This window comes from Pontibacillus yanchengensis, from assembly GCF_009856295.1.
Taxonomy (GTDB): Bacteria; Bacillota; Bacilli; order Bacillales; family BH030062; genus Pontibacillus; species Pontibacillus yanchengensis_A.
On record NZ_WMEU01000001.1, the window covers coordinates 424498 to 448525 of the forward strand.

At 36.5% G+C, this 24028-nt stretch carries 31 protein-coding genes; 8 read left to right on the top strand and 23 right to left on the bottom strand.

What is annotated here, in order from left to right; translation table 11 throughout:
* The 6 genes from ftsL to GLW08_RS02040 all read right to left on the bottom strand — a co-directional run bounded on the left by ftsL (position 1) and on the right by GLW08_RS02040 (position 5408).
* Positions 1–381: a cell division protein FtsL gene (gene ftsL, locus GLW08_RS02015; protein WP_160846912.1), complete on the bottom strand. Its 381-nt coding sequence runs from the start codon at positions 379–381 to the stop codon at positions 1–3.
* A complete protein-coding gene (gene rsmH / locus GLW08_RS02020; protein WP_160846913.1) occupies positions 378–1358 on the bottom strand; it encodes a 16S rRNA (cytosine(1402)-N(4))-methyltransferase RsmH in 981 nt (326 codons plus the stop codon). Before rsmH ends, ftsL begins: the two co-directional genes overlap by 4 nt.
* A gap of 119 nt (positions 1359–1477) precedes the next feature.
* Positions 1478–1909: a division/cell wall cluster transcriptional repressor MraZ gene (gene mraZ / locus GLW08_RS02025; RefSeq protein WP_160846914.1), complete on the bottom strand. Its 432-nt coding sequence runs from the start codon at positions 1907–1909 to the stop codon at positions 1478–1480.
* Between the two features lie 512 nt (positions 1910–2421).
* On the bottom strand, positions 2422–4047 hold the full coding sequence (bshC, locus tag GLW08_RS02030) for a bacillithiol biosynthesis cysteine-adding enzyme BshC (protein WP_160846915.1): 1626 nt from the start codon (positions 4045–4047) through the stop codon (positions 2422–2424).
* 90 nt (positions 4048–4137) lie between these two features.
* Positions 4138–4521: a DUF3397 domain-containing protein gene (locus tag GLW08_RS02035; RefSeq protein ID WP_160846916.1), complete on the bottom strand. Its 384-nt coding sequence runs from the start codon at positions 4519–4521 to the stop codon at positions 4138–4140.
* A complete protein-coding gene (locus GLW08_RS02040) occupies positions 4518–5408 on the bottom strand; it encodes a 2-dehydropantoate 2-reductase (protein WP_160846917.1) in 891 nt (296 codons plus the stop codon). The genes GLW08_RS02035 and GLW08_RS02040 overlap by 4 nt, the downstream gene beginning before the upstream one ends.
* A 265-nt stretch (positions 5409–5673) precedes the next feature.
* Here GLW08_RS02040 and GLW08_RS02045 point away from each other — a divergent pair, with 265 nt between their 5' ends.
* Positions 5674–6174, top strand: coding sequence for an N-acetyltransferase (locus tag GLW08_RS02045; protein ID WP_160847857.1), 501 nt, complete (start codon positions 5674–5676; stop codon positions 6172–6174).
* A 44-nt stretch (positions 6175–6218) separates the two neighbouring features.
* Here the strand turns inward: GLW08_RS02045 and GLW08_RS02050 are convergent, their stop codons facing one another.
* The 4 genes from GLW08_RS02050 to GLW08_RS02065 form a co-directional block, all read right to left on the bottom strand.
* The gene (locus GLW08_RS02050) at positions 6219–6710 is read right to left on the bottom strand and encodes an RsfA family transcriptional regulator (protein WP_160846918.1); all 492 of its coding nucleotides are present in this window, start codon (positions 6708–6710) and stop codon (positions 6219–6221) included.
* Positions 6711–6770: 60 nt separating this feature from the next.
* Positions 6771–7541, bottom strand: coding sequence for an enoyl-CoA hydratase/isomerase family protein (locus tag GLW08_RS02055; protein ID WP_160846919.1), 771 nt, complete (start codon positions 7539–7541; stop codon positions 6771–6773).
* 267 nt (positions 7542–7808) lie between these two features.
* A complete protein-coding gene (rpmF, locus tag GLW08_RS02060) occupies positions 7809–7982 on the bottom strand; it encodes a 50S ribosomal protein L32 (RefSeq protein WP_160846920.1) in 174 nt (57 codons plus the stop codon).
* A gap of 48 nt (positions 7983–8030) precedes the next feature.
* Positions 8031–8546 carry a YceD family protein gene (locus GLW08_RS02065; RefSeq protein ID WP_160846921.1) on the bottom strand — a complete coding sequence of 172 codons (516 nt, stop codon included), beginning with the start codon at positions 8544–8546 and terminating at the stop codon, positions 8031–8033.
* A 301-nt stretch (positions 8547–8847) separates the two neighbouring features.
* Between GLW08_RS02065 and GLW08_RS02070 the strand changes: the two genes are divergently transcribed.
* Both GLW08_RS02070 and GLW08_RS02075 read left to right on the top strand, forming a co-directional pair.
* The gene (locus tag GLW08_RS02070) at positions 8848–10074 is read left to right on the top strand and encodes a nucleotidyltransferase (protein ID WP_160846922.1); all 1227 of its coding nucleotides are present in this window, start codon (positions 8848–8850) and stop codon (positions 10072–10074) included.
* Between the two features lie 152 nt (positions 10075–10226).
* Positions 10227–10601, top strand: coding sequence for a hypothetical protein (locus GLW08_RS02075; RefSeq protein ID WP_160846923.1), 375 nt, complete (start codon positions 10227–10229; stop codon positions 10599–10601).
* Positions 10602–10659: 58 nt separating this feature from the next.
* Here GLW08_RS02075 and GLW08_RS02080 read toward each other — a convergent pair whose 3' ends face one another.
* Entirely contained in the window at positions 10660–11679 is a 1020-nt protein-coding gene (locus GLW08_RS02080) for a SepM family pheromone-processing serine protease (RefSeq protein ID WP_160846924.1), read from the bottom strand.
* Positions 11666–12463: a patatin-like phospholipase family protein gene (locus GLW08_RS02085; protein ID WP_160846925.1), complete on the bottom strand. Its 798-nt coding sequence runs from the start codon at positions 12461–12463 to the stop codon at positions 11666–11668. The genes GLW08_RS02080 and GLW08_RS02085 overlap by 14 nt, the downstream gene beginning before the upstream one ends.
* A gap of 176 nt (positions 12464–12639) precedes the next feature.
* Between GLW08_RS02085 and ylbJ the strand changes: the two genes are divergently transcribed.
* Positions 12640–13866, top strand: a complete 1227-nt coding sequence (gene ylbJ, locus GLW08_RS02090) for a sporulation integral membrane protein YlbJ (protein ID WP_202406240.1) — start codon at positions 12640–12642, stop codon at positions 13864–13866.
* A 1-nt stretch (position 13867) separates the two neighbouring features.
* Here ylbJ and coaD read toward each other — a convergent pair whose 3' ends face one another.
* The 4 genes from coaD to GLW08_RS02110 form a co-directional block, all read right to left on the bottom strand.
* On the bottom strand, positions 13868–14359 hold the full coding sequence (coaD, locus tag GLW08_RS02095; protein WP_160846926.1) for a pantetheine-phosphate adenylyltransferase: 492 nt from the start codon (positions 14357–14359) through the stop codon (positions 13868–13870).
* Between the two features lie 56 nt (positions 14360–14415).
* Positions 14416–14967, bottom strand: a complete 552-nt coding sequence (gene rsmD, locus GLW08_RS02100; RefSeq protein ID WP_160846927.1) for a 16S rRNA (guanine(966)-N(2))-methyltransferase RsmD — start codon at positions 14965–14967, stop codon at positions 14416–14418.
* Positions 14968–15006: 39 nt separating this feature from the next.
* Positions 15007–15243, bottom strand: a complete 237-nt coding sequence (locus GLW08_RS02105; protein WP_160846928.1) for a hypothetical protein — start codon at positions 15241–15243, stop codon at positions 15007–15009.
* A 136-nt stretch (positions 15244–15379) separates the two neighbouring features.
* Positions 15380–16819 (bottom strand): hypothetical protein, encoded by a 1440-nt coding sequence (locus GLW08_RS02110; RefSeq protein WP_160846929.1) that lies wholly within the window; start codon positions 16817–16819, stop codon positions 15380–15382.
* Between the two features lie 158 nt (positions 16820–16977).
* Between GLW08_RS02110 and GLW08_RS02115 the strand changes: the two genes are divergently transcribed.
* Positions 16978–17367 (top strand): DUF7147 family protein, encoded by a 390-nt coding sequence (locus GLW08_RS02115; protein ID WP_160846930.1) that lies wholly within the window; start codon positions 16978–16980, stop codon positions 17365–17367.
* A gap of 363 nt (positions 17368–17730) precedes the next feature.
* Here GLW08_RS02115 and GLW08_RS02120 read toward each other — a convergent pair whose 3' ends face one another.
* On the bottom strand, positions 17731–18009 hold the full coding sequence (locus tag GLW08_RS02120) for a YlbG family protein (protein ID WP_160846931.1): 279 nt from the start codon (positions 18007–18009) through the stop codon (positions 17731–17733).
* A 340-nt stretch (positions 18010–18349) separates the two neighbouring features.
* Here GLW08_RS02120 and GLW08_RS02125 point away from each other — a divergent pair, with 340 nt between their 5' ends.
* Positions 18350–18676 (top strand): hypothetical protein, encoded by a 327-nt coding sequence (locus GLW08_RS02125; protein WP_337193880.1) that lies wholly within the window; start codon positions 18350–18352, stop codon positions 18674–18676.
* 1 nt (position 18677) lies between these two features.
* On the opposite strand, the gene GLW08_RS02130 is transcribed toward GLW08_RS02125, so the two are convergent.
* The 5 genes from GLW08_RS02130 to GLW08_RS02150 all read right to left on the bottom strand — a co-directional run bounded on the left by GLW08_RS02130 (position 18678) and on the right by GLW08_RS02150 (position 21615).
* The gene (locus tag GLW08_RS02130) at positions 18678–19118 is read right to left on the bottom strand and encodes a YlbF family regulator (protein ID WP_160846932.1); all 441 of its coding nucleotides are present in this window, start codon (positions 19116–19118) and stop codon (positions 18678–18680) included.
* A gap of 57 nt (positions 19119–19175) precedes the next feature.
* Positions 19176–19409, bottom strand: a complete 234-nt coding sequence (locus GLW08_RS02135) for a YlbE-like family protein (protein ID WP_160846933.1) — start codon at positions 19407–19409, stop codon at positions 19176–19178.
* A 12-nt stretch (positions 19410–19421) separates the two neighbouring features.
* Positions 19422–19886 (bottom strand): spore coat protein YlbD, encoded by a 465-nt coding sequence (gene ylbD / locus GLW08_RS02140; protein WP_160846934.1) that lies wholly within the window; start codon positions 19884–19886, stop codon positions 19422–19424.
* 81 nt (positions 19887–19967) lie between these two features.
* A complete protein-coding gene (locus GLW08_RS02145; protein WP_160846935.1) occupies positions 19968–21038 on the bottom strand; it encodes a CAP domain-containing protein in 1071 nt (356 codons plus the stop codon).
* Positions 21039–21186: 148 nt separating this feature from the next.
* Positions 21187–21615: a CBS domain-containing protein gene (locus GLW08_RS02150; protein ID WP_160846936.1), complete on the bottom strand. Its 429-nt coding sequence runs from the start codon at positions 21613–21615 to the stop codon at positions 21187–21189.
* Positions 21616–21837: 222 nt separating this feature from the next.
* Between GLW08_RS02150 and GLW08_RS02155 the strand changes: the two genes are divergently transcribed.
* On the top strand, positions 21838–22329 hold the full coding sequence (locus tag GLW08_RS02155; protein WP_160846937.1) for a YugN family protein: 492 nt from the start codon (positions 21838–21840) through the stop codon (positions 22327–22329).
* Positions 22330–22373: 44 nt separating this feature from the next.
* On the opposite strand, the gene mscL is transcribed toward GLW08_RS02155, so the two are convergent.
* The gene (gene mscL / locus GLW08_RS02160) at positions 22374–22823 is read right to left on the bottom strand and encodes a large conductance mechanosensitive channel protein MscL (RefSeq protein ID WP_160846938.1); all 450 of its coding nucleotides are present in this window, start codon (positions 22821–22823) and stop codon (positions 22374–22376) included.
* Between the two features lie 142 nt (positions 22824–22965).
* Between mscL and ytvI the strand changes: the two genes are divergently transcribed.
* Complete coding sequence (ytvI, locus tag GLW08_RS02165) at positions 22966–24024, top strand: sporulation integral membrane protein YtvI (protein ID WP_160846939.1); 1059 nt, start codon at positions 22966–22968, stop codon at positions 24022–24024.
* The last annotated feature ends 4 nt before the right edge of the window (positions 24025–24028 follow it).

Below are 24028 nucleotides of genomic sequence, written 5' to 3' on the forward strand. Positions count from 1 at the left end.
CTAGTTACCATTCACGGTATTTGCTTGCTTCACTTTAGATTGACGCACTTTCAAACCATTTTGTTTGGCAATCTCTAAAATACGTTCCGGATTACTTAGCTCTTTAATTTCGTACTTTAGGTTTTCGTTCTCAACCTGTTGTTTATCAATTTTATTTTCAAGCTGTTGAAGATCTCTATTCAGTTGGTCTGTTGTAGAAGCGTGCGATACAACAAAAACACTAGCGGCAAGTGCAGCTGCACTAACAAGTGAATATAAGAATTTTTCCCCTGTGGAGACCCATCTCTTTCTATGTACATGGACCTTCACTTGTTCTTGTGTTTGTTTTTGAGTGTTCCGTTCAGGTTGTTCGACATGTAACTTTCTCGCATTTGAACTCATCTCTTTTTCCACCTTTCATCATCTCGAAATGTTTCTTTCCAAGGACGAATTTTTTCTACTACCCTTAGTTTCGCAGAACGTGCTCTACGATTTTGTTCAAGTTCATCCTCACTTGGAACAATGGGTTTTCGGTTCACTAATTCAAATGGAGGTTTCTGTTCTTCTGGTATAACAGGTATTTCTTTTGGAATCGGTGGGTTACTACTCCACTTTTTGAAAGCTTGTTTACAAATACGGTCTTCAAGCGAATGGAATGTAATCACAGCAATACGTCCATTCATGGAGATAACTTGGGCTGCCTGATGGAGGGCATCCTCAAATGCACCCAGTTCATCATTTACAGCAATTCGAATTGCTTGAAAAATACGTTTAGCAGGATGTCCACCCTTTCTTCTAGCAGGGGCTGGAATCGCATCTTTTAATATATCGACTAATTGTGAGGTTGTTTCGATAGGAGCTATTTCCCTTTGTTTCTCTATTGCTCTAGCTATTTGTTTAGAGAATTTCTCTTCTCCATACTTAAAGAAAATACGAACAAGATCATTAAAATCCCACTCATTTACTACCTTATATGCACTCAACGTTTGCTCTCTATCCATTCTCATATCAAGTCGTGCATCTTGATGATAACTAAAGCCTCTTTCATCTTCATCTAGTTGTGGAGAGGAAACACCTAGGTCGAATACTATCCCATCAATTTTATCAAAACCTAATTGACTTAGTTCTGTAGCAAGATCACGAAAATTTGCATGAACAAACGTAATCCGATCTTCATATGCTTGAAGCCTTTCTTTTGCATGGTTCAGTGCTACACGATCTTGATCAAAAGCAATTAATCGTCCGCCTTCTGTCAAATGCTTGGCTATTTCCTCTGAATGACCACCGCCACCTAAAGTACAGTCAACATAAACACCTTTCGGATCTATATCTAGTTGAGTGACGGTTTCATCTTTTAGTACTGTCTTGTGTTCAAACAATGTTTTCACCCTTTACTTGAATCATTCTTCGATGTCTTGTACATAGTATTCGTTCGTTTCTTGTATTGTAATCATTAGAGCGAATTCAATGTCTTATAGTTATATTGATTATTAAATGGTTAAATATCAAAATCCATCATATTCTCGGCGATCTCGGCAAATGAACCCTCGGACTCCTCGAAGTATGTATCCCAATGGCCTTTAGCCCAGAATTCTACTCGATTTGAAACACCGATGACCACACATTCTTTATCTAATTCTGCGTAAGTTCTTAGTGGTGCTGGAAGATTAATTCTCCCCTGTTTATCAACTTCACATTCAACTGCTCCAGAGAAAAAGAATCGCGTGAAGGCTCGGGCATCCTTCTTTGTTAAGGGGAGCTTCTTCAACTTCTCTTCGAGCAACTTCCATTCAGATAGTGGGTACGCAAATAAACAACGATCCAAGCCCCGAGTGATAACAAACGTCTCACCGAGCCCTTCTCGAAATTTAGCCGGAACAATGATGCGGCCCTTCGTGTCTATATTATGTTGGTACTCCCCCATGAACATATAGACCATCCCCACTTTCTGACTCTAGGGTACCACATTCCTCCACTTTCCACCACCTAAACTTTAATATTCTTCCACTACAAAAAAAATCCTGCCTTATTAGGCAGGATCTAAAGATTTTTTTCTCATTGGATTGATTATGGAGTGCATGAGGGTAAAACTCCCCTTCCCAAAACCCTATATTTGAACATATAGTGGCGGGATGTGGGAGGATCGATTGTATTCGGCTTCACTTTTCTCCTATGGTACAAAGTGGGGCCAAAACAGTGTTATTTGGTATTGATGGTATTCAATTTGGAACTTTTTATGCTCGATAGTGTCAGCAGTGCCCACTGAACAATTAAAAAGTGAATAATCATAGCATTTGGGGACTCTCTCCCCTTCCTTAATGCTTAAATTTTAAGCCTATATCTTTGACTTGCTCGTAAGTCACTCCTGCCCAATAGCGAGTAGTGTTCCAGCGCTTTTGTTTATCCATCAAATATTCTTTCATGTGTAGTTATACTACCCTTTTATAAATAAATAACATGATGAGGTTGCTGAAAATCATAAGATAATTCTGTTAGTCGACGTGGTAACTCAGGTCCATATTGATTCACCCAAGGAAGTATATTCCATATTCGTTCTTGCAGACCACCTTCAGGGTGTAATGTTAAATCAATTTCATCAAATACTTGCAATTCGCGAGCATGCTTTTCTTCTAAGGCATGTTCCATTCGTTCTTGCAAAAATTCAACATCTCTAAACAAGTAGAATAAGTTCTTCTCTGCAACCTGTCCAAGATCATCTCGAATTTCATGAGCTTTTTCCTTAAGAGGTCGATGAGCACGTTCTATCGCACGCTTCACTTCATCTGACAATTGTTCAATAGGAGGATAACTTTGCATGGAAATCCATTGATTTTTTTCTTCTGAAACACCGTTATTAATTGCGGAAGAGACATCAATTAAATGACGACTTAACCATTTCTCACTGGTACGATCTAATAGAGATAGTGAGAGTCTAGGTACTACAGGTGGCATTTGAATATCCAATGCTTCAAAGGCAGGCTTCAAAGTTGACCAATAACCAATTTCTCCGGGTCCACCAATAAATGCTAATGTAGGTAGGACTAAATCTTGCATAATGGGCCGGGTCACCACATTATTACTTAACTTTTCAGGATAATGATCAGCCACTTCCATTAATTCGTCTGTTGTTAACCTACATTCCCCTTGCTTGCCTTCCCACGTACCATCTTCTCCACGTACAAGTAATACTCGATTTTGATTGTAGGTATAAAACAAATGACCATCTTGTATATCTGCATCCAAATTAACAGCATAGCCTTGCTGTGCTGTGTAGTGAAGAGCTTGTGTTACTCCTTCACTAATTGCTGGTTGCTGCCGAATCATTTGCTTAAAATAGTTAGATTCTAAACGGCGTAAGGAAGGGTGGTGGGAATCTAATAACACAAGTCCTTCTTGATCGAATAAAGCAAAGATAATTTGCGCAAAGAAATCTATAAATGTCTCGGAAGATTCCAATTTTTGATTAAGCATAGCATACAAATCATTCGTGTAACTAGATTCACCCAATTGACTGAACAATCGATCAAGCCACGTCTGAATAGCTTGCTGATCCATTTCCATATCTGATATGGAACTTTTGTTCAGTTGTTTTTGTAGAATGCGGAACTTCTTCATTCTTGGTGAATAAGGCATATAAATATGATTGATTTCATCATAATCATGATCTTCTCCAGCGATCCAAAACAATGGGATTACCGGTACACCAAGAGATTCTTCTTGGTCCCTAGCCATTACGATAATGGACACTATTTTGTGAATTGTATAAAGAGGACCTGTAAGCAAGCCAGCTTGTTGACCTCCTACGACAACGACGCTATTACTGTCCTTTAAACGCTCTATATTTTGGAGCGTCTGGTTTGATGCTCCCCATTCCTTATTTATCTGATGCAGATGGGTAGACAATTCCTCTCTTTGAAATTCACGTTGATTTAGTTCCTCAAAGCGCTTAGTATATTCATCTTGCCGAAATGGATTATAGTGAAAATTCCTTAAAGCCTCCAAGGATTGATTACGATAGTTTGTCATGAGTGTATTAGATGATGTTACATTTATAGGTTGGATCCACATGGATGACCTTCTCCTTTATACTAAATAATCTGTCTATGTATCCATCTACGTATTGTATCGAAAAGCTCTCAGGATTTCATCCATAAAGACTTACAAAGATAGGAGACGATCGGTTAATCCGTATATCGTCAACCCAATATAAGCAAAACTAAACAATAAAAAACTAAACCTCCAAAAACCTTTCCAAGCACTTTTGAAAACCACCTCCTCTTTATACTTCCATTGTAAGACGACAAACATGCTCAATAATACAATAAGCAGAATAAAGATGTACGAAAACCAGGACTGTTCAAAAATGACAAAGATGGTCGCATTCACTGCAAGGATATAAAAAAAGGTCATAATATTTACTGTTACATGCAAAGATCGCTTTTTATTTTTTAAAATCTTTCTAGCGAAAAAATAGATAACAAAGGTCATTGGGATTGGTAACGTAATGATAGCAGCTAAAATATATGCAACCACTTGCGTCATCGTTCATTTCTCCTTTCTATTTCTTTTTCTTTCGCTAATATACAATAATATATAAAATTTGTGTAAGGCACTGGATGCGTTGCTTTTTGAAGTACATATCCTGATATAGCCTCAATTTCCGTAGTACGTTTCAATTGAATGTCTTTAGCCATTGATGAAATGTTGTTACTCGTTTTCATAGCAATGCTTTGTACTTGCTCCCACATAGCTTGAAAAGGTAGTTCAAGAACTTCACAAGCTTCTAAACAAAGAGATCGGGAAATACTTAGTAGGTATTCATTATGTACTATTTCCCCATTTCGAACGTTAAACAATGCTGTTACTGGGTTAATAGCAGAATTAATGATAAGCTTTCCAGCTAACATCCTGTACCAGTTCTCCTCTAACTCCACTCTAAATGACTCTTTATGATTAATCTCTTTTATGATTTCTATTAGGTTCGCTTTGGAGGCAGTAACCGGTGCAAATCGAACTGTACCCTCACCCGTTAATTCAAAACAGGTATCTGAGTGTTTTAGAACTCCATACTCGACTACACCTGCAACGACAGGCATATTTAGATGTTCAAACCAATTCACATGCCCCATCCCGTTTTGAACAAACATAACTGTGGTTTTTTGAGGTAAATTTTTTATATGAGCAATGATTTCTTCAACCCCATGTTGTTTTGTACAAATGATCAAAACATCAGGAAGTTCTAATTCCGTTATAAGCCTTGTACGCAAAAAAATGGGTTCTTTCCCACCTTTCACAAACAACCCTTCTTCATCCAATTTCATCATTTGCTCTGCACGCCTCACATGAAGCGTTACTTCATGCCCCATCTTAGTTAATTCAAAACTAAAAAAAAGACCAATAGCACCGCCGCCAATTATTCCTATCTTCACTTATTTCACCCTTTATACAAAAAATCCTGCTTTCAGACTATTTTAGCAAAAATTTTTATTATAGTGCCTTCATTACATTAATCAAATGGATTTACAGCACATAAAATGCTTTTCCCTTTTTACATTAAAGGAAATACAGTGTTTTTAACTAACTATTTTTAAATATGCATAGTAACAATTCACACACTATTTATTTCATTCAGAAAATTTTTATATTATAATGACTATAGTAAGAGTATAGGCTAAGGGGGATTTTGTTATGATGATGGAGCCTATGAAGGTTGAAAGATTAGTCATCAATTTTAAAACGTTAGAAGAATTTAAACAATTTAAGAATTATGGTAATCAGGAACTATCTATGCTTGAAGACCTACAAAGTAATATTATTGAAAATGATAGCGTTTCACCTTTTTTGGGGATTTATTTTGGAAACGCTTTAGTAGCTAGAATGAGCCTCTACAAAGTGGAATCGAAATACGATCAATACTTCGATCCACCTCAAGAATACTTAGAACTCTGGAAGCTCGAAGTCCTACCTGACTATCGAGATAAAGGTTTTGGGAAAATGCTCGTAGACTTTGCTAAAAGTTATAATCTACCAATTAAAACCAATCCACGAATCAACTCCCATGGTTTTTGGGAGAAAATGGGCTTCCAAAAAGCTAAATATAATATGGAACGAGACTTAGGTGAAAATCCGTTAATTTGGACACCTGAAGGCGTAAAAGAACAAGAAAATGAAGCATCAAGTTCTAAAAATGTATAAAATGCAAAAAAAATAACACAACAAAAAGGCTGAACCTTGGGGGATCAGCCTTTTTGTTGGTTTGTATAAACCCATTTCCACACATTACCAATTTCTTCCCAAGCCTGTCGATAACGTTTCATCTGTTCCTTTAATGCTTCATTCTCTTTTGTTAATTCTTCCATTTTCTCTTCTTGTGTTTTAGCGGGATTAATGGTGTAGGTTTGTTTCATGTTTTCCAAAAATGAAATCGCATCATCTATAGAAAATTGATCCTCTTCCCTATTTTGGTTTGAAGGTTGAGATATTACCTTTTCTATTTGACCCTTGCCAGATTTCTTACGTTCTTCTTTTGCTAGTTGTATTCCTTTTTGATACTGCTTTCGTACTGTTGCATTCCAACGAAACCCACATGCCGCTGATGTTCTCGACAAACGTTTAGCAACTTCCTCAAAAGCCTCTAATTGAGTTCCACCCACTCTTATATAGCGAAGAACCGTTTCAGCTAGTAAAACATCTTCATCTTGAGTCCAAGCATCTTGCCTCGTGGCATTCATTCTATCCCTCCTATCACATTTAATATGAATGTATGCGTATAATAGGAGCGATAGACTAGATCACTTGTTTTTTTCTGTTAAAAAGGAATTTACAGCTTTTTTATGCTGATCATTTCCCCATAGTGTTGAACAACGTCTTACTTCTTCATCCATTTCTACAGAAAGAGAGATAGGGAATTCATAACGTATATATTGTTGCTTGAATTCCTTGATCTGATCTGTAGATTTAGATAGAAACGGTTGCAGGATGCGCTCCATTTCTTCTTTAATGAAAGACTGGTCATAAATATCCTGAAGCCAGCCCATTTCTAGGCACTGGGCAGCTGAAAATGGCTTTGACTCCACTAGCATGCGATAAGCAACTAATGATGGTAACCTTTTGTACAATAAAGCTCCCCCACCCCAACCAGGGATAATACCTAGTCGGCCTTGAATAAAACCATAGGACGCCCACTCCGGTCCGTAACGAAAATCACATGCTGTTGCTAGTTCACATCCTCCACCTAAGGCATGACCATTTAGTATCGCTAACGTAGGTAACGGAAATCGTGCTAAATCATAAAGGAACTCTTTCATTTTATAGAGCGTACTAAATACATCCTCAGATGTTAAGTCTGCGTGAAAATCATAAAGATCTCCTCCTGAACAGAATGCATCTGAACCTTCTCCGGTTACAACCAGGCACTTAATATCTGCTTCCTTCGCTCGTTCAAGAGCGTCTTTCAATTCTTCTACCATTTCTAATGAAACTGCATTGCGCTGATCAGGTCTTGATAGCGTCATTTGAGCATAGCCTGCCTCATGTATATCAAAACGAATCGTATTGTACATGACTTTTCCCCTTTCCAATTCTACAAGTTATTTCTATTATATCATGGAAAACCTTTCTTCTACTTCCTCTATGCGTGAAAAGGTTTAGTTGGAGATTGAATGACTTATAAAGTGAAAGGGGAATAATTATGTAAAAGTTTCTAAAACGGTTTCCTTTAGCCCTTATAGTGACTTATTAAGTTCTGAACAAGACAACGATTTTATAATTTCCTTAATCATAAAAAAACGCCCCTTAACAAATGTTAGGGCGTTTTTTTAAAAAACGGTTTATTGTTCAACCACTTGTTTACCATTGTACTGTCCACAAGATTTGCAAACATGGTGTGGCTTAGTGTATTCACCGCAGTTTTGGCACTCTACCATGCCTGGTAAGTGTAGTTTCTTGTGAGTACGACGTTGGTTTTTCACCTTTTTAGACGTTCTTCTTTTTGGTACTGCCATGTCTTACACCTCCTTCTTGCACGATCCAGATTCTATGTGATGGATCTCTTACTCATTCTCTTCGTTTAATAAGTTCTGAAGCTTTGCAAGGCGCGGATCAACTTTCTCTTCCTGCTTTTGCTCCGTAACCAGTTGCCAGCCCTGTCCTTCTTCAGGTGCGTTATCTAACACCTTTTCATCAGCAAATACTTGCAAAGGAACTTCCAATATTACATTTTCCTTTATATATGGCGTTAAGTCAAGGATTTCTCCATCAATTTCATGGATCTCCTCTTCACCTTCTTGATGATAACGAGAAAGAGAAAAGACTTCGCTTACTTCAAAGGAAAATGGGTAATCCACATCTGTTAACGTACGTGCACATGGTAATGTCATCGATCCAGCAACCGTGAAGGTAAATGTAATCTCTTCACCACGTGTTACTGCACTTCCTTTTACATGAACAGGTGGGATGGAACGAATATCGTTGTTCATTTGCTCAAGCTCTGAAATATCAACATCATTTTCAAATTGAAGGGGCTCTGCATCTGTAGCAGCATTCAATTTTTGTAAAGGAAATTTCATTTAATCACCTCAAGGCAACAAAAGTTATTTTAAAAGGAAAATAACAATTTGTCAACATTTTTTCTTTACAGTCTTTTATCTTTGCTCTTTGCAATAGTAGTGTACTTTATATAAAAACATGCCACATACAGATGAACAATTTCAAGTTCATCTGTAAAAATACTTTTGCACTAGTTGATTTTCCTACTTGTTCTCGATATGTTTTATATAAACATGTACTAATCATCAGTATAACTAAGTTGTAGTAAGGATAAACCTACACTAGTAATCAATGAATTAGTAATTATAAAGGAGATTATATATGAAAGCAAGTGGGCTGATTGTTGAATATAACCCTTTCCATTATGGCCACCTCTATCATCTAGAACAAGCAAGACTGGCTTCAGAAGCCGATTGCATGATAGCTGTTATGAGCGGTGACTTTTTACAACGTGGTGAGCCGGCCATAATCGATAAGTGGCACCGTGCTGAAATTGCACTAAGAGCAGGTGTGGACCTAGTTATTGAATTACCCTACGTATATGCAGTAGAGAATAGTGACTTATTTGCTAAAGGTGCAGTACTTACCTTAGATGCCATGAATATAGATTCGATTTGCTTCGGAAGTGAAATAGGAGATATAAAGCCATTTTTACAAGCCTATGAAACACTCTCTACTCAAACAGAGCAGTACAATCACATTTTAAAAGAATACTTACAAGAAGGGAATGCTTTTCCACAAGCTAGTCGAAAAGCCTATGAACATATTGGGCTAACTACTGGCGCTATTGACTTGTCTCAACCTAATAATATATTAGGATTCAGCTATGTCAAAACCATTCTAGATCATAAATTAAATATTCTCCCACTAACCGTTCAGCGAAAACAAAGCGGGTATCATGATGAAACCATAAATCATAAAATCGCAAGTGCAACAAGCATACGTAAGTCAATCCTTCAGCATAATGGCTTGTCTGAAGAATCCAGAAAATCATTACCGCCAGAATCCATTGAAATCCTACAACGATATCATGATCTAACGGGCACTTGGCATGAATGGGAACTCTATTTCCCATTCATCCAATATAAAATAAACACTATGTCGTTTGAAGACCTGAAAGCTATACACGGTGTAGAAGAGGGATTAGAGTATCGTATTAAAAAAACAATAAATTCAGCTACAACATTTGAAGAATGGATGAAATTACTGAAATCTAAGCGTTACACATGGACCCGCTTACAGCGAATGATCAGCCATTTACTAACGAACACAAAAAAGCAAGAAGTTGAAAATATCACTAAAATAAATCAACCACCATATGTTAGAATATTAGGGATGACCGAGACAGGAAAAAGCTATTTACATCATATTAAATCCAAAATAGACGTACCTCTTATTAACCAACCCCAAAGAGGGAATCATATTTATTTAGATATTGAAGAAAAGTCAATAGATAGCTATTATTCTGTATTACACCCTAATCTTAAAAGGAATTTTCGCAATCGAGAATTCAAGCCACCTATATTACCTTATCATCTAGACCTATAATAAAGAATTGCATGCCTTCTTAAGGGGGAATGTATATGAATCCATTCGATAAATGTAAGGATGAGGGTTGAGCTAGAAAAATTGAAACTTTAGTTAAACTGAGATCGTCTACTAAGTGACAGTAGTATTTTCGAAATAGGGGGAGACATAGGTTGAAAAAGATACTCCGATGGTTCTTAGTCCCTTTACTAAGTTTTTTGATTGTCATTGGAGCTGTTGCATTTAAGTTTTCTGATACGTTATTTCAGGAAGGTAATCCAATTCCTATTTTAAAGGGGATCGTCCAGCTTCAAATTGGGGAAGATTTATACGTACCTATAGATCAGAAACAAAACCGGTACATCGCTTCAAACAACCCCAAAGAAAAACAGCCCTATAACGAAGTGAAACGGTATATGGGGGATAAAGGCTGGACATTTGAAAAAAAGTTAGGAAACAACCTGATATTTACGAAGGATCAAAGCAAAACAGTTGTAAAAACAGTCATGTACACTTCTGATTATTATATCTTTGATGTAACTGCTTGAAAGCAAAACTATAATGAATGAACAAAAGCGGAAGCGCTCTCCTGCGCTTCCGCTTTTGTTATTTTGCCTCTAATTTTTCCAAATAATTCAATGCATCTTCAAATGTATCAACAGGTACAATTTTCATATCTGTACCAATGTCTTCAGCAGTCTGTTTGGCTATCTTGTAGTTTGATCCTTCAGCTCCCTCTTCATTTGGAGCAAAGAAAACATCTACACCCTCTTTATCAGCAGCAACAACCTTTTTATCGATGCCACCAATTCTTCCTACCTCTCCTTCATAAGACATCTCACCTGTTCCAGCGAGTTGATACCCTTTTGTAATGTCCCGTTCTGTTAATTGATCATATATTTCTAACGAAAACATTAGACCAGCACTTGGCCCACCAATTTCTCCACTCTTAAATTTCACAGGTGGCTCAACCACAACATCCCGATCTGTGACTAGAGTAATACCAATAATAGCACGATCTTCTTCAGGATGTTTCACCATTTCTACAGTCTCTGTTATGGTTTCATCATTTCGTTCAAAAGTGATTTTGATTTCATCACCTAACTCCTTTTTCTTAACATATTCCAATAAATCCTCTGATTTTTGGATATCTTTATCATCTACTTTAATGATCCGATCTCCTACCTTCAGAACGTCTTTTGCTGGAACGTCTGCCATGACGTGCATGACATACACTCCTTTATATTCAATGTCCATCTTTTTATCAGCCGCTTCATAGGCAACTACAGTAGCCGCTTCCTGCGATGATTCCATCATTTGCAGCTGAGCATGTCTGTATTCGTTTTGGCTTACACCTTCAGGGATAATTTCTTCTTTTTCATAAATTTCATAATACGGTCGAAGCTTTGCCATTCCATACTGTAATATGGTAGCTTGCCCCCCCCTCACAGTTACTAAGTGCATCTCACCTGCAGAGTTAAATCCATTCTCTACTTGAACAACCGGATTTAAATCATCAGCAGATCCTGGTTGATAAATGTAATAGGGTAATCTATAGAAAGATAAGAAAAAGACGAGCACTGCAACTATAGCCCCGAAAAATATATATCGTTTATTCTGATTCATCCTTGGGCTCCTTCCAATTGTGTATGCATTGTAAAATGTCGTCTATATGACCTTCTGCTTCTAATTCACCTTGTTTAATAATTTCCTCTGTATCTGTAAAAGCTCTTGAACTAAATTGTGCAACATTTGGACGTAACATAATATCTGCATCGAGTTTAATCTGCCTAATAAATTCATCTTGCATAATGTCAATACTTTGAATAATCACATCATAAATGGAAGATACTTCATTCTGCGCTTTAAAATGTGCACAATCTACCCCAATTACGATATCTGCACCCATTTGTTTTACTACCGAAACAGGCACCCGATCAACAACCCCTCCATCAATAAATAATCTATCTCCAATTTTTTCAGGGACAAATATGCCCGGAATAGAAATGCTTGCTCTCACAGCGTCTGCTACATTTCCTTTTGTAAACACAACTTTCTCTCCCGTGTATAAATCTGTAGCTATAATCGACAAAGGAGTTGACAAATCTTCTATATTTTTTCGATACGTAAATATGCGAATATACTCTTTAATTCTGTTGCCTTGAATAAACCCCATTTTTGGAACAGTAAAGTCTAAGTAATATTTACGTTTGAACGTACTTGCTAACTTATGCATGTGTGTCAGGTCTTGCCCTGCGCAATAAAGTGACCCAACCAAAGCTCCCATACTGCTACCAGCTACTACATCTATTGGGATGTTTGCCTTTTTTAGCGCTTTTAAAACACCTAAATGAGCAAAGCCTCTTGCCCCACCGGAACCTAATGCTAAACCAATTGTTGGCTTTACCACCTACGCTTCCCCCTTCAAGTAATTCTTTTATCATTTTATGGCATAAATCCATTTCTCATGAGCGTATAGTGATAGAGAAACGCTTGTACTTTTGAACGTTTTTATGAACATTCTACTATGTACATAATTAGAAGTACAGGCTCATGACTGCGCTGATATGTCTAGGAGGCTGTATCATGAAATCACAAATTAAATCAATCGTACTTGCTTGTATGGCACTTTTCATAGCCTCTGCTTTGATTCGCTATCCTGATCAATCATTCGAGGCATCCATAAGGGGTTTAAACATGTGGTGGGAAATCGTATTCCCTTCTTTACTTCCTTTTTTTATAACTGCTGAATTATTAATTGGATTTGGAGTTGTTAGATTTATTGGTTTGCTATGTGAGCCTATTATGCGCCCCATATTCAAAGTACCTGGAGTCGGTAGTTTTGTCTGGGCTATGGGAATGGCAAGCGGTTACCCTTCAGGCGCAAAACTGACTGCACGATTAAGACAAGAAAGACAGCTCTCTCAAATTGAAGCAGAACGGCTTGTATCCTTTACGAATGCTTCAAATCCGTTATTTATATTTGGCGCTATCTCTGTTGGCTTCTTTCATAACCCAACATTAGGTGTACTTCTAGCTGTTAGTCATTACGTAGGTAATGCACTAGTAGGTATTTGTATGCGTTTTTATGGGAAGAGTGCGACAGAAACATTGGAACGATATCGCCCAACTTTTTCAATCAGACGAGCGCTTCAATCGTTACACGAAACGAGAATTAACGATGGGCGACCTTTTGGTAAATTATTTGGAGACGCAGTTCTTACCTCGATTCAAACTCTTTTAATGATAGGTGGATTTATTATCATCTTTTCTGTATTTAACAAGCTATTATTTCTAGTAGGCATCACACCAATTTTAGCCAGCTTTCTCAGTATATTTTTTAATATGTTAAGCTTTCCAAGTGAATTATCTATCCCGTTCATCTCTGGTTTATTTGAAATTACTTTAGGATCACAGTTAACTTCTCAAGCAGAACGTACCACATTACTTCAGCAAGTGATCTGCGTCAGTTTTATCCTTGCTTTTAATGGCTTTTCTGTACAAGCCCAAGTGGCTAGCATTTTATCCGAAACCGATATCCGTTTTGCGCCCTATTTTTTTGCAAGACTATTACATGGAGTGTTCGCTGCAATCTTAGCCTTCTTACTCTTCAAACCTCTTTATGTAGACCGACAAGCATTTGAACATCATGAGGCACCTGTATTCTTACCAAAAGATACACCTTCATTTTGGTATGATTGTTTCTTATGGTTAACACATTACGGACCACTCATTACATTTTTATCCTTAGGATTAGGAGTTCTCATTCTATTTAGAAGAATTCTGATGAAAACAAGCCCGTTTGATCAATAGATCATCGGGCTTGTTGTGTATATTTTGTTTTCAGTGCTTCTTCCACAACTTGTGGGACCAAGTCTGTAACAGCGCCTTCGTATTTGGAAACTTCCTTTACAATACTAGAACTTAAGAATGAATATTGATTATTTGTCATTACAAAAAAAGTTTCAATATCCTCATTTAACTTTCTATTCATCGAAGTGATTTGCATCTCATATTCAAAATCACTGACCGCACGTAAACCTCTTACGATAACATTTGCACCTTTTTCTGCTGCATAATCCATCAATAATCCACTACTTGAATCAATCGTCACATTGTCCATTTCTTTAGTAACTTCCTCAAGAAGAGACATTCTTTCTGCAACACTAAATAATGGATCTTTCGAACGATTATTAAATACAGCTACAATGACATGATCAAATACTTTAGCACCTCTCTCAATAATATCTAAATGACCATATGTTACAGGGTCAAAGCTTCCAGGACATATTGCTAATGTGGACATGAAACTGGCTCCTTTCTTTAAGTACTACCTCAACCAACAAGTAATACATCTACTCGTTAGTATTGGTAAAGACTAATCGTAATAATACTTGAATATGTTTCTGTTCTAATTTGTGAAAACTCACCTATTTTCTCAGGAAGTGATTGATCGGCTGAATGTTCACAAATCATCAAACCATTCTCGTTTAAAAGATTATACCCGTGAATAGCTTCAAATAAATCTTCAAATGATACCTTGTCATAAGGTGGGTCTAAAAAAATATAATCAAATTGGAGGCCTCTTTTACTAGCGGCCTTCAATGCACGAAATGCATCATTTCGATAAATCTCTACTTTATTTTCTGCATCTAGAGATTTTATATTTTCATATATAGTTGAAATCGCTTTCGGATGTTTATCTACAAAAATCATACGCTCCATACCACGACTCAAACCTTCAATGCCAAGACCTCCGCTACCTGCAAATAAATCCAAACCTATTCCGCCTTGGAAATAAGGCCCTATCATGTGAAATAGAGCTTCTTTAACTTTATCTGTCGTAGGTCGTGTTGATTTATGTGGAACAGGTCGTAAACTTCTCCCTTTATATGTACCCGAAATTATTCTCATACAGCTTTCCCTCCTCCTTATCCATATTTCGTCATAATCCTACCACAAAAAATTGGATACGAAAATCATTTTGCCAAACAACCCACACCATAATGGTCTTTTATATTCAAATTGTAGCATGAATAATTCCTTTTTAATTTGAATGTTATGTGTTTTGTATTTTTCCAAAAGATTGTCCATTTCATGTATATCTGTATCAAGGTAAGTACATAATACTATCGAGTGACCAGTATTCCACTGGTTACTTTGAAGACGGAGAAGACTTACGTTCCCCATAAGTTCTTCCTCCGGTTTCTCCTCTCCCTTTGCCTTTTTGTTTTGATGTGAATCAATTCAAAAAAGGTGCCTGCAGATTTTTAAAAATCTGCAGGCTTTTTTGTTTTATATTCACCAAAACATTTAACTTATAGATTTACTTTTGTAAATTTATAGTACCGCTTCCTTCATCAACTGAAATCTCCCATACATCCTCTATGAATTTTTCTTGAATAAAGACTTCCCCTTTAATTTTTGTAAGCACTTCTGATGCAACTCCAAAATTTTCTTCATTATAAACAAACGTTTTCTTATTAAGATAGAGACGCCAAGACTCTCCACCTTTACGAATTATATACAAAGATTCCGATGGAAGTGCAACAAGTTCCATATTGAATTGTTGAGTAATTCCTGCTAAAGGAAAATACCTTTCATTATTCAAAATAATAGGATTCCACTCAACATCTAGTTGCTTTTCATTATTATAAAGGGAGCTTGTATCCACAAAATACAGAGGTGTTGTTTCATTATCATTTTGTTTAATTTCTTCAAAATAAGGCGTTGGATGACCATACGCTTTCTGTAAAGCCTGATTCAATGATAAAGCTAGTACATTCGAGTCGACTTTGGAAGAGAATATATCCTTCTTGAACACATTTATTTGTTCGGGAGATAGCAAAGATGTTATTTCATTTGCTATATTCTTCACTTTTTCTGAAGCACTTTCTTGAGGTTCAACAACTTGTCCAACGACATCTATAAGCCACGTTTGCTCTTCAGGTATCGTATAGTGAGTCGTTAGGTAACTTTTTATCCACCCCGCTTCAATAGCAGACAACTTAGCATTAGGTTGAATCATATAATCATTTCCTATTTGTTCCTCTAATGATTGATTCAAAACAAGCACATATGGACCCGTAAACATCGAATCCTTCCATTCTCTATCTATCGCTTCAACGGAAAGATTGAAATTCCCTTTTGTTATGATGTACAAATCACCTGAAATGACCTGCGTGTATTCTGTAGGTTTAAAATGCATTAGAGGGAAGCTTGTTGCTTTGTGTTTTTTCCACTGAAAAAAACGGATATACTCTTTTTTTATATCAGCCTCTAAATTAGCTGGAGCCGACCATTGAACAGAAGCGTTTTGCTTTTCAGTAAAGTTCACATTTATATCATATGGTAGAACTGAGTTTTCTTCCGATAGCTTAATAAACCAATCACTCAACACGATGGCATCTTTTTTCATAGTTAGGTTATATTCGAACTGAAGAGGTTCATCTTTTTGAACTGTAACCCATTTACTCCCATCCCGTTTCTCTATCAAACACGTTTCATCTTCATTGTATTGACACGAAACATCCATAGCTTGACTTGGAAATTGAAGTTGATAGGTTTGTTTGTTTAATTGTTCAATGGTTTGTGAAATATGTAATTTACCCTGAGAATGGGTTATATCAATATTTGTTCTAGGGTAAGGGTGAGTTTGACTTGAACCAGCAGCGTCCCCATACTGAAACATACTCCATTGATAAGTTAAAAGAAATATTACGAGCAACAACATGGGAGTAGCCCAAAGAAATAATCTACGAATCATTTTCACCCCTCTCTTTCCCACCTCAACTTCTTTCATTCTATCAAATCTATTGAGTATTTATTAGGGTTAATTTTATCTTCAATCAAGGATAAACCATTCACAATCTTCCTCCTTCATGCTACAGTAACGTAAAGAATATGCAGTAGAGGTGAAAAAAATTGATCCAACGTTTTATAGAGCTAGGACACGGTTATTCAGATATATACGAATTACGAACACTTGGAGAAACCATGTCACATCGAGTGAAGCACATATTTGCGTTTCATACTATAATTGGAGAAGAAAAACGTTCGTCCGTTGCCATCGTGATGGAACCAACACAACCAGGTGAATTCCAACCTATATATATTTGTCGGGAAGGGATCCCCTATCCACATAAAAAACCAAATAAGCGTTATGACTTGATCAAACAGTTAGCCGAAGAGTTAGATAAAGAAGTGATTGAACTAACAGTACGTCCAAGCAACTACTTTGGCGAAACTGACATATATTACCAACACTTGACTGGCATCTTAAGAATGAACAACTATATTCCACCAATGAAATAATGAACATAGGTAATCAAGAAGGGAAGTTCAACATGCCACATAACGTAGAAGCATTAGTCGAACTTCCCTTTTTAATTAGTCTATAAACTACAGTGAATACATTCAACAATCGTAATATAAAAGCTATGAAGCAGGCAGGAAAAGAGTGTAGAACAAAAGCTCAGGGGCGCCCATTTAGCGACGTACAAACTGTAACAGGGAATTAGAGGTGGTTTGCTCGGCACTTAATCTAGACGTGAACTCTATAACTTTTAGTTATGTGCAAGGCAACACTTTTATAATTTCGCTATACAATAAATATTCGCATGTGATTTCACATGCGAATGCAGAAAATATAAATACTAACAGTAATATTTATCTTAATTATAAACTTCCATATTTATAATCGTATTCTTTAGCCTTATCCGGCTTTGAATTTTCGTATTCCGTTTTTATAAAGGGTTTATAGGAGGGTTCTACTTTGGAAATATAATTTAAACGGGATAATTTATTCATTGTATCTTCTAATTCATCTTGATTCACATATATCATGGCATACTTCAACTTTTTTGAAACATAAACGAGATGACCATATCGTTTAATATGTCTTACATGCTTCATATGTTGAAACCAGATGATTAAACCTTGTCTATTCGTAAACATATGATATCCTCTTTCGTTTCGTCTTTTTGATAAGTTTAGCAAACTTTTCTATTTCCATCAATAAAGGAAATGCCTGAAGAAAGCGCAAGCGCCCGTTTAGCGACGTATATGTTGCGGTCCACTCGAAGTGGGGTGGTTGATGTTGCTACGTGATGGAGCGATTTTAATCGAACTTCACCTGATTCCGCAGTAAGATAAAGGAAACACGAAGAGCAAAACGATTCGATGTTGACTTATCGACCAGAGGTGAGGGAAGCATACTAGTCGCTGGGCGCTGGAGCTAGACATGTAAGCTCCAGAAGTTATATTTTCTTTACATACTAGAAAGGAAGGTAATATCGTGACTGAATTAGAGCAAGCATGGGATACATTTATTTGTTATATGTCAGAACATCCAAAAATCGCTAATTGTTATTATAAGCAGGTAACTGGTATTCCTTTTATTTATATTAAAGGCGAGTCACAAGCTATAAAACGTAGCGATATAGAAGAGGTTTTGAAGGAAGCTGCTGCAAAAGCAATGAAAGCAAAACGCCTCACCCTCTCCATGTATCATGTTCGAGAAAGTGAGGCATTTTATGTGTATCGTGTAAGGTTTTTAGTCCCTCAACAAAAAATGTTCTGCTGCGGAAATATATGTGATGATTGTATTAGGTTTCAACGTTAACCTAAGAACAACCGCATCCTCCGCCACTACCACAGCCATCCCCATGACTTGTTTCCTTAAACACTAAACCATCTTTAGGGACTTTTATTTGTGGACTTACGCTTTCAGCGACAATTTGACTAACTTCATCTAAAAGTTTCTGAAGTTCACGTTCAGCCACCTTATATGCAGCAACAATATCATTCATGTCCATATCCCGCTTTTTCTCACGGACTGCCTTCATGATTTGATTATAGTCAGGATGATACCGACCAAAACGTTGAACATCCTCATATTGATCTTTGCTATCCTGAAAAGCTTTTATAAGGCGTTGTGCTTCTTTATTTTGTTCAAGGTCCTTCTTGGCCTGTAAATATTGCTCATATACTTCAGATTGCAATATCAGTTGCCCCAATTGTTCACTTTGTTCTAAAATTTCTACAGATTCACTAGTGGCTATCATACTATCCACCTCCACTTCTATCATATCAAAATTTATTCAAGAAGCGAAATATTGAATTTAATCTTTCATAGCTTGCGCCATTTGCATGAGCATTTGCACCATTTGTAGCTGATTATTAAAACGCTCTATTCGCTGTGTTGTTGTTTTCCCAAAGTAATACTTGGACTCTTGTTCCATTTGGCTTAAAACGCTTGGGTCTCTTGTTACTCTTCGATACCATTTCGGATTCATCCTCATAAATTTGCGTAAGTCTTCACGACTTTCTAGATACTGATATACGCCTGGTTGCATGATACCCTCTCCTTAGTCACGTCCGAATTGAAAAGGGGAACGACGATTTGAAGTCGAGCTTGATTGATTGGGTGTTGTTTTTTTCATATCCTGGAATTGTGACACTAACGTTTGAATATTTTGAATTGCACCATTTAATTGCGTAATATGACCTTGCACTTTGTTTAAATCAACGTTTTCGATCATTCCCATTAATTGGCCCATCAACTGACTTTTGTCTTCTTCAGACGCTTCTTCCTTTTTCTCATCAGATTGATCGTTATGAGTAGCATCTTTTGCTTTTTTCTTCGTATAGGACGTATTCTCATCACCCTCAAAATTTTTCCAATACTCATCCTCTTCACCAAGCAATACCCATTTTTCATAATATGGCTGCCAAGATTCACCATTCTTTTTGACCGTTTCCATTAGCTTGGGGTACTTCGTCACAAATTCTTTAAATTGTTGTACAGATGGATCTAATTCTTTTGAGCTCATAGGTACTCACCTCTTTTTTACACACATGTCATACAATACATATATGACATTAACCTAGTTGACGTGCAAAAAAGACGAGAACTACAACGCTTTTTCTAGGAAGTTTTGAGTGTAATAATAGCGATAAACTCCTACACCTAAATGAGTGTACACGTCACTTAAGAGCGCCTCCCTGTGACCTTTGCTGTTTAACCACCCCTCAACTACAGAAGGTGCATCTGGATATTGAGCAGCAATATTTTCACCTGCTGAAAAATACCGTACTTCCTTTGCTTGTAACCTTTCTTTAAGACTTTCTCCTTTTGGGGAAATATGGGAGAAATAATTATGAATAGCCATGTCTTTACTATGTCCATATGCTACTGAAGACACCTTTTCATCCCATTTCACCTGTTTTTGAGAGAACCGTTCTCGAATCATATTAGTAATATCAAAAATTTGTTTTTCCATCCCTTCTTCAATTGTCGCCCAGTCTTGTTCCAATATAAGAGGTTTATCCGGAAGTTCTCCTCTGTAATATACTTCATAAGGTCGATGTTCTAGCAACACTTCTGAGGATAAAAGCCTCACAGAGGATAACTCTTGCTTAAATTGATCAAAATATAATTGCATATACTGCCCTTCATTAATTTCTACTAAAGGTCGCTTTTCTAGATCATCATTTGACAAGTTAAATTCATAAGCCCCCTCCTCATAAGAAACTTGCACTTCTTGCTTTAAATCCAACTGTAATGCTATATCTTCAAAATTTTGACCTATAGAGTATGGGTGTATAGATAGATCAGGACCAACTCCATAAACAGTCACAACTTCTCCTTCTTCCACTCCAATTTGAATGTACTGATTCTCTTGTTTATATATCCACCAAGTGTATCCATAAGGGGTTACATCTCTTCTAACTGGTTCCCCCATCTGATTAACAACTTCCTTTTCGGACATACCCATATAATTGAAAAATGCTCCTTTACCTAATGAATTGTTTTCATTGGTTGAAGAAGAATCAATATTTTCAAATTCTTGTGTTGATGTTTTTGAACCTGGTATTTCTTTAATCGGTGGAGGATCATTCATAACCTTGTCCTCTTGTTTGACAAAAGGATACAACGCTATTATGGCAATTATCATTAGAAAAAGTATATTTAATCGTTTCATATCCTATCTCCTTTGTCTTACTGTTATATCTATTATAATAGGACAAACTAGCAAATATGTATTGTTCTATCTTATTACTGATCACTGTAATAATAAAAAACACCCTGCTTCTTATCGAGGCAGGGTATAATGGTGATATTTATCTTCATTAATGAACTTCTGGTCGTTCTGATATTTCTTCTAGTGCATGCCCAGCTGCTTCATTTGAATATTTTTCTAAAGATAAGTCACCTAGGGAAACGATACCAACTAGCTTCCCATTCTCTACTACTGGTAAGCGACGAATTTGTTTTTCGGACATAATCTTACTTGCTTCTTCAATAGAAGTTTCAGGTGTACAAGTCGTAAGTTTATCACTCATAACTTCTTGAATTGTAGAAGAACCTGATTTCTTCTGAGCATACCCACGAATAACAAGGTCTCGGTCGGTAACCATACCTAGAAGATTTTTATCATTATCACAGACCGGTACAGAGCCTACATTTCGTTGTTTCATCATAGTTGCAGCTTCAAATAAGTTATCATCCGATGTACAACACGCTACATCTTTTGTCATGATGTCTTGAATAGCTTTCATTACAATCGCCTCCATAGTATTTTATAAAATGGAACAGACAATGAAGAACACTGTAACTACCCCATTACGTGTTTAGTGTGTCCGATTCTCAGAAAAAATTGCTTTTTTTCTTTAGTTTTTACGATTTATATGGCAAACAATTGCAACTTGAGTCAACTTTTAATATGATGGATTTAGATTACGTTTTTACCTAGTTATAGAATTTTTGTGAGGTGGAAAAAAATGAAAATTGATGGAGTAGGTTTAGCAGGTGCAACACTTGATCTTAAAAAATTAGACCACCTAATGGACAAAGCTGGATTCGTCCGTGCCGGTCAATGGGATTATGAGCGAGTTACATATGATTATAAACTCGAGACTGCGACGAAGGGGCAAACGTATTATATTAGAGCACAAGGACATGCACTTGAAGGGGATGTTGATAAAGGGGATGCGGTCATAACATTAATGACTCCTCTTATTGGTTTACATTATTATCCGCATGGAGTTGAATATGGAGATGGTGAAGAATTTCCCCCTAGCGTTGTAGAGCGCGCCAATAAACTATTAGAACGTGTTAAAGGTCTCATTGATGAATTTAATGGTGGCAGACCTCCTCAAGCCGTTCTTGGAGAGCTTATGGAATGGGCAAAGGAAAATAATGATGAAGCATTAATATCGAAGATTAAGTCCCTAGAAACGTATGAGAAAGAGTCTTCCAATTCGAACGAGTAACGTAATCGAAGCGACTGTATACCCTTTAAGGATACAGTCGCTTCTTATTTTAATTTCTTGGAATGAAGATGTATCAAGGGATTACTTCGGTTATTTGACTCTTTATCAATAGGAACGGCTTCTTTATGATGTTGTTCTCTTAAAAGTTCCCGAATATCTCCGAGAATCTTATCAGTCGTTTCTTCTTTAAACTTAACTTTTTTAGATTTTCCTCTCATACGAAAAATAATTTTCAAAAACATAAAAATGGCGAATGTGATGATAAAAAAATCCACGAATGCCTGAAGAAAAGCACCATAGTGAATGGTTACGTCTTTAAATGAAAAACTTAGAAATTGTAGGTTTACGCCTCCCATCACGAACCCAGCTACTGGCATAACGAGATCACTAACTAAAGATTCTACAATCTTACTAAAAGCACCACCTATTATAACTGCAATAGCTAAATCAAATGTATTTTCTTTAATTAAAAATGACTTAAAGTCTTCCCACATAGACAACCCCCTCCTCTCCACATAAGTATGTATAGAAAATGTTATACATGTGTATGAATTAAGTGTTTTATCTGTTCAAAGTGCTTACTTCATGCTATATTTTGAAATAGAGAGTTGTTGGAAAGGAGCTTTTTGATCTAAATTGTTTCGATATCTTAATAAAAGACAATGGATTTTAATACTAGTTACTATTCTGTTTATTATAGCAGCGTATTTTATTTTACCTGTATCCTTACCCCTTATTATTGCCTTTATAACGGCACTATTTCTTAACCCAGCTGTCCGCTTATTACAATATAAATTTCGAATTCAAAGAAAGTTATCTGTAATAATCGTGTATATCTCTTTTTTGATCCTACTTTCAATTGCTGGGACATTTCTTGTAACAAGAGCCGTTACCCAAATTGCGAGCTTTGTTGATAATGCACCAATGTATGTGTCACAAATTGAAACTTTCTTCAGTGAGTGGGAGAAAGATACAAGTCGATTTAAAGAACAGTTCCCACCTCAAGTAGTCAAGGAAATTGAAACAAGTATTCAAACAAATTTCGCCCAATTCAAGCAATCTTTAAGCCAAAAAAGTAACATAATGGATATTGCTGGATTCATCTCGAGCATCCCAAATTATTTAGTTAGTTTTCTTGTTTACTTAATTGCGCTTTTTCTATTCATGTTAGAGATGCCTAGATTGAAATCAAAGGCATACGATCACATGACGACTAAAACAGCAGAGAAAGTACGCTTCATGAACTCTCGGTTATCTTATGTCGTATTTGGATTCTTAAAGGCTCAATTCCTTGTAAGTATTGTCATCTTTGTGGTTACTTTGATAGGATTATTGATTATTTCTCCAAATGTCGCCATTATCATGTCACTCATTATTTGGATGGTTGATTTTGTTCCAATCATTGGTTCCATTGCCATTTTAGGTCCTTGGGCTGTATATATGTTCTTAATTGGCGATTTCTATATGGGTACACAGTTAGCTATCTTGGCCGTGGTACTATTAGCCATTAGAAGGACGGTAGAACCAAAAGTAATGGGGAGACATATAGGCCTTTCTCCTCTAGCTACCTTAATCGCTATGTATATTGGATTAAAACTATTTGGTATATTAGGATTCTTCATTGGACCACTAATTGTCATTGCCTTTAACTCTGCTAAAGAAGCTGGAATTATTAAATTAAACTTAAAGATTTAACAAG

Coding starts and splice junctions, on each gene's coding strand:
- bshC (WP_160846915.1), bottom strand. CDS start 4,047: ATGTGGATCCAACCTATAAATGTAACATCATCTAATACACTCATGACA.
- mraZ (WP_160846914.1), bottom strand. CDS start 1,909: ATGTTCATGGGGGAGTACCAACATAATATAGACACGAAGGGCCGCATC.
- GLW08_RS02155 (WP_160846937.1), top strand. CDS start 21,838: ATGAAAATTGATGGAGTAGGTTTAGCAGGTGCAACACTTGATCTTAAA.
- ylbD (WP_160846934.1), bottom strand. CDS start 19,886: ATGAGCTCAAAAGAATTAGATCCATCTGTACAACAATTTAAAGAATTT.
- GLW08_RS02145 (WP_160846935.1), bottom strand. CDS start 21,038: ATGAAACGATTAAATATACTTTTTCTAATGATAATTGCCATAATAGCG.
- GLW08_RS02120 (WP_160846931.1), bottom strand. CDS start 18,009: ATGTTTACGAATAGACAAGGTTTAATCATCTGGTTTCAACATATGAAG.
- GLW08_RS02135 (WP_160846933.1), bottom strand. CDS start 19,409: ATGCAACCAGGCGTATATCAGTATCTAGAAAGTCGTGAAGACTTACGC.
- GLW08_RS02110 (WP_160846929.1), bottom strand. CDS start 16,819: ATGATTCGTAGATTATTTCTTTGGGCTACTCCCATGTTGTTGCTCGTA.
- GLW08_RS02050 (WP_160846918.1), bottom strand. CDS start 6,710: ATGAATGCCACGAGGCAAGATGCTTGGACTCAAGATGAAGATGTTTTA.
- GLW08_RS02105 (WP_160846928.1), bottom strand. CDS start 15,243: ATGGGGAACGTAAGTCTTCTCCGTCTTCAAAGTAACCAGTGGAATACT.
- GLW08_RS02065 (WP_160846921.1), bottom strand. CDS start 8,546: ATGAAATTTCCTTTACAAAAATTGAATGCTGCTACAGATGCAGAGCCC.
- ylbJ (WP_202406240.1), top strand. CDS start 12,640: ATGAAATCACAAATTAAATCAATCGTACTTGCTTGTATGGCACTTTTC.
- GLW08_RS02055 (WP_160846919.1), bottom strand. CDS start 7,541: ATGTACAATACGATTCGTTTTGATATACATGAGGCAGGCTATGCTCAA.
- GLW08_RS02080 (WP_160846924.1), bottom strand. CDS start 11,679: ATGAATCAGAATAAACGATATATATTTTTCGGGGCTATAGTTGCAGTG.
- ftsL (WP_160846912.1), bottom strand. CDS start 381: ATGAGTTCAAATGCGAGAAAGTTACATGTCGAACAACCTGAACGGAAC.
- rpmF (WP_160846920.1), bottom strand. CDS start 7,982: ATGGCAGTACCAAAAAGAAGAACGTCTAAAAAGGTGAAAAACCAACGT.
- GLW08_RS02130 (WP_160846932.1), bottom strand. CDS start 19,118: ATGATAGCCACTAGTGAATCTGTAGAAATTTTAGAACAAAGTGAACAA.
- rsmD (WP_160846927.1), bottom strand. CDS start 14,967: ATGAGAATAATTTCGGGTACATATAAAGGGAGAAGTTTACGACCTGTT.
- GLW08_RS02070 (WP_160846922.1), top strand. CDS start 8,848: ATGAAAGCAAGTGGGCTGATTGTTGAATATAACCCTTTCCATTATGGC.
- GLW08_RS02045 (WP_160847857.1), top strand. CDS start 5,674: ATGGAGCCTATGAAGGTTGAAAGATTAGTCATCAATTTTAAAACGTTA.
- GLW08_RS02035 (WP_160846916.1), bottom strand. CDS start 4,521: ATGACGCAAGTGGTTGCATATATTTTAGCTGCTATCATTACGTTACCA.
- GLW08_RS02150 (WP_160846936.1), bottom strand. CDS start 21,615: ATGAAAGCTATTCAAGACATCATGACAAAAGATGTAGCGTGTTGTACA.
- coaD (WP_160846926.1), bottom strand. CDS start 14,359: ATGTCCACATTAGCAATATGTCCTGGAAGCTTTGACCCTGTAACATAT.
- mscL (WP_160846938.1), bottom strand. CDS start 22,823: ATGTGGGAAGACTTTAAGTCATTTTTAATTAAAGAAAATACATTTGAT.